Raw genomic sequence first — 7542 nt, forward strand, 5'->3', positions numbered from 1 at the left:
GCGCATGTCATGGCCCGCGGCATCACCGGTTCGCGCGGCGCCCGCCGGACGCTGGCCTCGCCGCTGCACAAGGAGGTTTACGACCTCGGAACGGGGGAGTGCCTCGGTAACCCGGAGCTGCGCCTGGGCACCTTCGCCGCCCGGGTTTCGGCCGGCTTCATCGAGGTGGAACTCTAGAGCCCCAGCGCTTCGCGCACGTCGGCCAGGACGGCGTCGAGCGCGGCGCGGGCCTCGAGCCGGGCGGCCGGCAACTCGGCGGCCGATCCGACGCTGCGGATCACCTCGAGGTAGCACTTGAGTTTCGGTTCGGTGCCGCTCGGACGAATGATGACGCGGGTGTGGTCCCGGGTCAGGTAGAGCAGCCCCTCAGTGGGCGGGAGTTGTTCACTGCCGACCGCCAGGTCCGTCGCGGTTTCGACGGCGGAGCCACCGAAGGATTCGGGCGGGCTGACCCGCAGCCGGTTCATCATGGCGTCCAGCAGCCCCAGGTCCGCAACGCGGATGCTGAGCTGGTCATTAGCGTGCAGCCCGTGGACCAGGTACAGCTCGTCGAGGGTGTCGAAAATAGTCTTGCCCTCGGCCTTGGCAGCGGCCGCGAGTTCGGCGATCAGCACCGCCGCGGAAATCCCGTCCTTATCCCGCACCAGGGCGGGTGCGACGCAGTAGCCCAGCGCCTCTTCGTACCCGTAAAGCAGGCCGGGGACGCGGGCGATCCATTTGAAACCCGTGAGGGTTTCCTCGTGGGCGTAACCCGCGGCGGCGGCGATGCGCGCCAGCAGCCGGGACGAAACGATTGAATTGGCGAAGACGCCGGCTGCGGCGCCGCCGCCGGCGTCCCCGGAGACGGCCAGACGCGCCACGACGTGCGCACCCAGCAGGGCGCCCACCTCGTCGCCGCGCAGCATCCGCCAGGCGCCGGTGTCCGGGTCCTTGGCCGCAACAGCGGCGCGGTCGGCGTCGGGGTCGTTGGCGATCACAAGGTCGGCGTCCACCCGGGCAGCGGCTTCCAGCGCGAGGTCGAGGGCGCCGGGCTCTTCGGGGTTCGGGAAGTTCACGGTGGGAAAGTCGGGGTCCGGCTCCGCCTGCTCGGCGACCAGGCTGACGTCGGTGAAGCCGGCCGCCGCCAGCACCGCCACGGCCGTACTGCCGCCGACGCCGTGCATGGGGGTGAGGACGATTTTGAGGTCGCGGGCCGGGAAACGCTCCGGCTCGGCGAGGGCGGCGACGGCGGCTTGGTAGTCGGCGGCGACCGACGGATCCAGCACCGTCCAGCCGGCCGGCGCCAGCGCGATCGAATCCAGTGCGCCGACGGCCTCAATCTCCGCGGCGATCAGGGCGTCGTACGGCGCCACGATCTGGGCGCCGCGCCCGCTGTCTTCGACGGCGTGGCGGCCCAGGTAGACCTTGTACCCGTTGTCCTGCGGGGGGTTGTGGCTGGCCGTGACCATGACCCCGCCGTCGCAGTCCAGGGCGCGGACCGCGTAGGCGAGCAGCGGTGTGGGCAGCGCTGCCTGCATCAGGAACGTCTCGATGCCGGCGGCGGTGAAGATCGCGGCAGTCTCTTCGGCGAAAATGTCTGAGTTGTAGCGGGCGTCGTAACCGACGACGGCGCGCGGCCGGGTTCCCGGCGCGGCCTGGGCGACAGTGCTGCCGAGGAAGGCGGCGAGACCGGCGGCGGCGCGGCGCACGACCACCCGGTTCATCCGGTTCGGCCCCGCGCCGAGGGCTGCCCGCAGTCCCGCGGTGCCGAACTGGAGGGTGCCGCTGAAACTGTCGGCCAGCTCCTGCCGGGCTCCCGCGACTCCCTCGTCGGAGAGGCGGATCAGCTCGGTCAGGGCGGTGGTGGTGGCCGGATCGGGATCCTGGGCCGCCCAGTTGCGGGCGTCGCTCAACAGTTGGGTCAATGCGGCATCGGAAGACGTCATGGATACCAAACTAGCGTCAAACCCGGGCCCGCCGCGCCCGGACGGGCGCGGGCCCGGCTTACGGTTCCGTCACACTCTGGGCTGTCCCGCTTCGCGAGGTGGCCCGCACCGCAGGGTTTTTGGCCGACACAGCGGCGAGCGGTCCGCCCGGTACAGGGCTTCCGAAGGATCCGCTCAAGAGCGCGGCGGTTGTCCCGGCGGAGCATTGACAGCCATTTTTCCGGACACGTAGCGTCTGGAATATGAAAATGGGCCGAGGGGTGGAATGGGCCGTGCACTCGTGCGTCAACATGTCCTGGACGCCGCCGGGCGAGGCAGTGAACAGCGCCAGGCTCGCGGCCTTCTACCGGCTTCCCGCCGCATACCTGAACAAACAACTCCAGGCCCTAGTCCGGGCCGGCATCCTGACCTCGGTCTCGGGCCCGCGCGGCGGCTTCCACCTGGCGCGCACCCCGGAAAACATCACGGTGCTGGACGTGGTGCTGGCCCTGGAAGGAGCGGAGCCGGCGTTCCGCTGTGAAGGCATCCTGGGTGATGTCCCGGAAGCGGACCGGCAGCAAGACTTCGTCCGGACCTGCCTGATCTCCCAGACCATGCGGCAGGCCGAGCTGGCGTGGCGGCAGGCGCTGGCGCGGCAGACCATCGCCGGGATCGCCGACTCCATGGAACGCCGCTTCCCCGGGGACCGGGAGAAGGCCGTCCGGCACCTGGCCGCCGGCTAGGACGAGGCGGGGCGGCCCGCCGGACGGCCGGCGAGGTCCCGGCCCGCCGGCCGGGCTCAGGACAGCCGGCGAGGTCCGGCTCAGAGCTTGGCGACGATTTCGGCGAGCAGCTTGGAGATGCGCGGAGCCGCGGCCTGTCCGGCTTCAAGGACTTCACCATGGCTCAGCGGCACCGGGCTGATGCCGGCGGCGAGGTTGGTCACGAGTGAGATGCCGAAGACCTCCATGCCCGCGTGGCGGCCGGCAATGGCCTCGAGCGCGGTGGACATGCCCACCAGGGACGCGCCGATCCGCTTGGCGTACTGCACCTCCGCCGGGGTCTCGTAGTGCGGGCCGGTGAACTGGGCGTAGATGCCTTCGTCCAGGCTGGGGTCCACTTCGCGGGCCAGGCCGCGGATCCGCGAGGAGTACAGGTCGGTGAGGTCCACGAAGGTGGCGCCTTCAAGCGGGGAAGTGGCGGTGAGGTTGATGTGGTCGCTGATCAGCACGGGGGTGCCCGGCGCCCAGTCCTCGTTCAGGCCGCCGCACCCGTTGGTCAGCACCAGGGTCTTGCAGCCTGCGGCGGCCGCGGTGCGGACGCCGTGCACGACCGCCCGGACGCCTTTGCCCTCGTAGTAGTGCGTGCGGGCGCCGAGGACCAGGGCGCGTTTGCCCTCCCGGGTTAGCACCGAGCGGATGGTGCCCACATGGCCCACCACGGTGGGGGAGGAGAACCCGGGGACCTCGTCGGCCGACAGCGTGGCGGTGGTCTCGCCGATCAGTTCGGCGGCGTCGCCCCAGCCCGAGCCGAGCACCAGCGCGACGTCGTGGCTATCGACGCCGGTCTCTGCGGCGATGTAATCGGCGGCGGCGCGGGCGGCGTCGAAGGGGTCTGTGTTCAGGAATTCTGTATTACTCACTGGAATAAGCTACCGTGCCCGCGCGGCGCTGCCCAGCCTCCTCATTGGTGGCGCCGGTTCGAATGGTGGACAATGGATGACTGTGACTACGCACCCCGATTTCAGCGCTCCCCGAATTGCAATTCTGGGCGGAGGGCCCGGCGGCTACGAAGCCGCCATGGTCGCCGCTTCCCTGGGGGCGCAGGTCACCATCGTCGAACGCGCCGGTCTCGGCGGGTCCGCGGTGCTGACCGACGTCGTGCCGTCCAAGACCCTGATCGCGACGGCGGACCTGATGACCCGCATGGCCGAGGCCGGCGAGCTGGGCGTCAAATTCGACGTGGACGGCGGCGACTGCGCCCCGACGATGCGCGCGGACCTTAAGCACATCAACGACCGGCTGCTGGGCCTGGCCCGGCAGCAGTCCGCCGACATCAGGCGGGGCCTGGAGAAGCAGGGCGTCCGCATCCTGATCGGTTCCGGGAAGATGCTCGACAGCCACACCCTCGAGGTCCTGACCGTCGACGGCACCGAGACGATCGAGGCCGATGCGGTCCTGCTGGCCGTCGGCGCCCACCCGCGCGAGCTGCCCACGGCCCGCCCGGACGGCGTGCGGATCCTGAACTGGGCTCAGATCTACAACCTGGACGAGCTCCCCGAGGAGCTGATCGTGGTGGGCTCCGGCGTCACCGGCGCAGAATTCGCCTCCGCGTATAACGGCCTCGGTTCCAAGGTCACCCTCATTTCCAGCCGCGACCGGGTGCTGCCCGGCTCCGACACGGACGCCGCCGAGGTGCTGGAAGGCGTCTTCGAACGCCGCGGCGTGAAGGTGCTGTCGCGGGCCCGCGCCCAGACCGTGGAGCGCACGGACGACGGCGTCGTGGTCACCCTTGGCGACGGCTCCAAGGTCACCGGCAGCCACTGCCTGGTGGCCGTCGGCTCGATCCCGAACACCGCCGGGATCGGCCTCGAGGAGGCCGGCGTCGCGCTGACCGAGAGCGGCCACATCAAGGTCGACGGCGTCTCGCGCACCACCGCGCCGAACATCTACGCCGCGGGCGACTGCACCGGCGTGCTGGCCCTCGCCTCGGTGGCCGCGATGCAGGGCCGCATCGCGATCGCGCACTTCCTGGGCGACGGCGTCACCCCGCTCAAGCTGCACCAGGTGGCGTCGAACATCTTCACCTCGCCCGAGATCGCCAACGTCGGCGTCTCCGAGGCCGAAATCGACTCCGGCAAGTACCAGGGCGACGTCATCAAGCTGTCGCTCAGCAGCAACGCGCGGGCCAAGATGCGCAACCACAAGGACGGCTTCGTCAAGATCTTCGCCCGCAAGGGCTCCGGCACCGTGATCGGCGGCGTCGTGGTGGGACCGAACGCCTCGGAGCTGATCTTCGCGATTTCCCTTGCGGTGACGCAGAAACTGCACGTCGACGACGTCGCCAGCACCTTCACCGTCTACCCGTCGCTGAGCGGCTCCATCTCGGAAGCGGCCAGGCGCCTGCACGTCCACATGTAGGCAACTCGCCACGGCGAAAAGGAGCAACCCGGCGGAAAGTCTGCGCCGGTTGCTCCTTTCCTGTTGTCCGCCTGGACTGCCGGCTAGAACGGGTAAGGCGCGATGTCCGGGCGCATGGTGAGCCACTGGAGCTCCGTGAAGGACTCCATGTTGGCGTGATGCCCGCCGACCCTCGAGCCGTTGCCCGAGTTCTTCACCCCACCGAAGGGTGAGTTCGCCTCGTCCGAGACCGTCTGTTCGTTGATGTGGACCTTCCCGGAGTCCAGCCGGTCCGCGACGGTCATGGCCAGGCCGACGTCGCCCAAGATGCCGATGGAGAGGCCGTATTCGTTGTCGTTGGCCAGGGCCACGGCCTCGTCGAGGGTGGAAAACTTCATCACCGGCGCCACCGGTCCGAAGATTTCGTCCTTCCAGGCCCGGCTGTCATGCTGCAGGTCCACCAGCACTGTGGGCTGGTAGAAGCGGCCATCGTGGGTGCCCCCGGCGGCCAGCCGCGCACCGCCCTGCACCGCGTCCTGGACGATCCCGTCCACCCGCTGCAGCTGGCGCTCGTCGATCACCGGACCCAGCGCCACGGTGCCGCTCTTGGGATCTCCCACCGGAAGCTGGCGGGCCTTCTCGGCGAGGGCGGCGACATAGTCCTCGTAGAGGTCCTCGTGCACGATGTGCCGTCCGGCCGCCATGCAGATCTGGCCCTGGTGCATGAACGATCCGAACGCCGCCGCGGAGGCCGCCTTGGCCAGGTCGGCGCCCGGCAGCACGATCAGCGCGCTGTTGCCGCCCAGCTCCAGGTGGGCGCGTTTGAGCAGCCGGCCGGCTGACTCGCCGACCTTCCGGCCGGCGGCCGTCGAACCGGTAAACGCGATCACGCGGACTTCGGGGGCCTCGACGACGGCGGCGCCGACGTCCGCGCCGCCCGGCAGCAGTGCGAGCAGCCCCGGCGGGAGCCCGGCCTCCTCGAAAATCCGCATCACCGTCACACCGCCGCAGACCGCGGTCCGCGGGTCCGGCTTGAGCAGCACCGCGTTGCCGAGGGCCAGGGCGGGCGCGACGGCGCGGATCGAGAGGATCAGCGGGAAGTTGAACGGCGCGATCACGGACACCACGCCCACCGGCCGGCGGCGGGCGAAGGACCAGCGGTTTTCGTTCGAGGTCAGCACGTCGCCCGCCGGCAGCGCGGGCAGCGCCGAGGCGTCGTAGCACTCGTTGGCGGCGATGTGTGTTTCCAGCCCGGCCTTGGGCGGGATGCCGCCGGATTCGCGGACGAGCCAGTCCTGGATTTCCGCCCCGTGTTCCTCCCAGAGCTGCCCCGCGCGGCGCAGTACCGCGGCCCGGTCCTCCGGGTTGCGGGCGGCCCACTCCTTTTGCGCCTTCGCGGCGGCCGCGGCGGCCTCGCGGACATCCGCCACAGAGGCGACGCCGTAGCTGCCCAGCTGCTCGCCGGTAGCCGGTTCGACGCTGGCGCCGGTGCCGCCGCCGCCGGCGCGCCAGCCGTTGACGTAGATCTTGCCGTCCCAGAGGGCGGAATCGAGCAGGGACATGTCGTGTCCTTTCATCGTGGAGCTGCCCGGGGCGTCTAGGGGCCCGCGGAAGGCGTAGGGTCCGGTCCCGTCCATCACATGCTGTGCCGCCGTCGCCGTCAAGACCCCCGTCCGGTGACAGTGAGCCCTCGCCGCCGGCCGCCGGGGACTTGGACCCTACCCGTCCGTGCCCGCACGGGCACAGAGTGGACCATGGCCAACATCTCTATCCTGTTCGGGACCGTCGAGGGCCAGACCGCCAGGATCGCCGAATATCTTGCCTACGTCATTCGCGAGCACGGCCACGAGGCGCGGACGGTCGATCTCCAAACCTCCGGCGACGCCCTCCCGGACGAGTGCGACGGCGTCATCGTCGGCGCCTCGGTCCACATGGGCAAGCACGAGGGTTTCGTCACCGATTTCGTCCGCACGAACAGGGCGGCGCTCGAACGGCTGCCCTCAGCACTGTTCTCGGTCAGCCTCGCCGCGCACGGGGACGAGGCCAACGCGGAGGACTATGTGGAGAACTTCGAACAGGAGACCGGCTGGCGCCCTGCCCACGTCGGTTTGTTCGGCGGGGCGCTGCCCTATACGCAGTACGGTTTCCTCAAACGGCACATGATGAAGAAGATCGTCAGCAGCAAGGGGTCCCCGGACACGGACATGTCCCGCGACTACGTCTACACCGAATGGGACGGCGTCCGGCGCTTCGCCGAGGATTTCCTGGCGGAGCAGTTCCCGGCCCCGCTCTAGGTTAGTACGCCGGACCATCCCCACCGGACCGGGCTGAGTCAAATCCGTCTCACCAATGGGTCACACGCCGTCATTTAGGGTGCCCAAGGACGGGACGATCTTGCTATCGTCGCAAGTAGAATGCCGCCAAGCGGCGAAGCTGTCGAGCCCGTCCGGCTCCTCTATGAAGGACCATCATGAAGCGCACACGACTTTCCGTCATCGGCCTTATCGCAGCGGCAGGAC

The 7542-nt window shown here is 69.7% G+C and carries 7 protein-coding genes; 4 read left to right on the top strand and 3 right to left on the bottom strand.

Annotated features, from left to right (window positions below):
* Positions 1–177, top strand: a 177-nt coding sequence (locus AB4Y86_RS07775) for a nitrite reductase (NAD(P)H) small subunit (protein WP_441401620.1), incomplete at its 5' end; no start/stop codon positions are given.
* On the opposite strand, the gene AB4Y86_RS07780 is transcribed toward AB4Y86_RS07775, so the two are convergent.
* Positions 174–1925 (bottom strand): phospho-sugar mutase, encoded by a 1752-nt coding sequence (locus AB4Y86_RS07780; RefSeq protein WP_441401608.1) that lies wholly within the window; start codon positions 1923–1925, stop codon positions 174–176. The two genes, AB4Y86_RS07775 and AB4Y86_RS07780, sit on opposite strands and share 4 nt — an antisense overlap.
* Positions 1926–2167: 242 nt before the next feature.
* Between AB4Y86_RS07780 and AB4Y86_RS07785 the strand changes: the two genes are divergently transcribed.
* Positions 2168–2647 (top strand): RrF2 family transcriptional regulator, encoded by a 480-nt coding sequence (locus AB4Y86_RS07785; RefSeq protein WP_441401610.1) that lies wholly within the window; start codon positions 2168–2170, stop codon positions 2645–2647.
* A gap of 80 nt (positions 2648–2727) precedes the next feature.
* Here the strand turns inward: AB4Y86_RS07785 and AB4Y86_RS07790 are convergent, their stop codons facing one another.
* Positions 2728–3546, bottom strand: coding sequence for a purine-nucleoside phosphorylase (locus tag AB4Y86_RS07790; protein ID WP_441401612.1), 819 nt, complete (start codon positions 3544–3546; stop codon positions 2728–2730).
* 82 nt (positions 3547–3628) lie between these two features.
* Between AB4Y86_RS07790 and AB4Y86_RS07795 the strand changes: the two genes are divergently transcribed.
* Positions 3629–5044, top strand: a complete 1416-nt coding sequence (locus AB4Y86_RS07795; RefSeq protein WP_441401614.1) for an NAD(P)H-quinone dehydrogenase — start codon at positions 3629–3631, stop codon at positions 5042–5044.
* Between the two features lie 83 nt (positions 5045–5127).
* On the opposite strand, the gene AB4Y86_RS07800 is transcribed toward AB4Y86_RS07795, so the two are convergent.
* Positions 5128–6585, bottom strand: coding sequence for an aldehyde dehydrogenase family protein (locus AB4Y86_RS07800; protein WP_441401616.1), 1458 nt, complete (start codon positions 6583–6585; stop codon positions 5128–5130).
* 192 nt (positions 6586–6777) lie between these two features.
* Here AB4Y86_RS07800 and AB4Y86_RS07805 point away from each other — a divergent pair, with 192 nt between their 5' ends.
* Positions 6778–7317, top strand: a complete 540-nt coding sequence (locus AB4Y86_RS07805; protein WP_441401618.1) for a flavodoxin domain-containing protein — start codon at positions 6778–6780, stop codon at positions 7315–7317.
* The last annotated feature ends 225 nt before the right edge of the window (positions 7318–7542 follow it).

Source organism: Arthrobacter sp. 2YAF22_2 (assembly GCF_052114645.1).
Taxonomy (GTDB): Bacteria; Actinomycetota; Actinomycetes; order Actinomycetales; family Micrococcaceae; genus Arthrobacter.

What these genes read in the sequence shown, in the direction of transcription:
- AB4Y86_RS07800 (WP_441401616.1), bottom strand. Translation starts at nt 6,585, where the DNA reads ATGTCCCTGCTCGATTCCGCCCTCTGGGACGGCAAGATCTACGTCAAC.
- AB4Y86_RS07780 (WP_441401608.1), bottom strand. Translation starts at nt 1,925, where the DNA reads ATGACGTCTTCCGATGCCGCATTGACCCAACTGTTGAGCGACGCCCGC.
- AB4Y86_RS07785 (WP_441401610.1), top strand. Translation starts at nt 2,168, where the DNA reads ATGAAAATGGGCCGAGGGGTGGAATGGGCCGTGCACTCGTGCGTCAAC.
- AB4Y86_RS07805 (WP_441401618.1), top strand. Translation starts at nt 6,778, where the DNA reads ATGGCCAACATCTCTATCCTGTTCGGGACCGTCGAGGGCCAGACCGCC.